We start from the raw sequence: 990 nt of genomic DNA on the forward strand, positions 1-990 counted from the left end.
ACGATAGAGATATTACCTAACAGCGTTAAGAGCGGTCTTTTAAGTAGTGCTCTTAGGACTTTTGAATAAGCCAAGGTGAAGCGATTATCAGATTGTGCTTCTTCGCTTTTTATTTTGCTGCCACCAAGTGAAGCACCAAGAACTGGCAAGAAGAGTAGGGCGACCACGAGAGACGCACACAAACAAATAATGACCGTAATGGGTAAGAATTTCATGAATTCGCCCACCACGCCAGGCCAAGCGATCAAAGGTAGAAACACTGCTAAAGTCGTTGCTGTTGACGCAATAATGGGCCATGCCATTCGACGCGAAGCTTTAGAGAATGCTTTGTCTGAACTTAAGCCTGCTTCTTGATTTCGAGACGCTAATTCCGTAACAACGATGGCGCCATCGACTAGCATCCCCACTACCAAGATCAAGCTAAAGAGCACAACAATATTAAGCGTAAGCCCCATAAAATTAATGATCAGAATACTACTCAGGAAGGAGGCTGGAATAGCAAGGCCAACTAGAATTGATGAGCGTAAGCCGAGTGCGCCAACAATAACGATCATCACCATGATGATGGCACTAATGACGTTGTTTTGAAGGTCTTCGAGCATCGTGATGATATCTTTAGACTTGTCAAGAATGACGTTGTACTCGAGCGTTTCGGGCCAGTATTGTTCCTTCTCGGCAATAATGGCTTTTATCTCTTCGGTAACAGCAATAATGTTTGCGCCGAGGCGTTTTTTAACCTCAAGAGTGAGTGCTTGCTTACCATTTACTCTGGCGAAACCGTTAGGGTCTTTGAAGGTTCTTTTGATGCTTGCGACATCGCGGAATGGCACAACGGTGCCGGCTTCAACTTTAATGGGCATCGACATTATGTCATCGAGATCTTCGATGACGCCCGAGACTTTCATTACTTGGCGTCCAGCACCATTATCAATGGCGCCTGCCGCGACAAGACGATTATTTCGAGAAACAACGTTCAGCACGCTTTCAAAA

General features: G+C 45.3%; 1 protein-coding gene. It reads right to left on the bottom strand.

Features of this window, described 5'->3' with window-relative positions:
* The coding region (locus A3738_RS13415) for an efflux RND transporter permease subunit (protein WP_197473851.1) at positions 1-990 on the bottom strand (990 nt) is incomplete at both ends.

This window comes from Oleiphilus sp. HI0066, assembly GCF_001635725.1.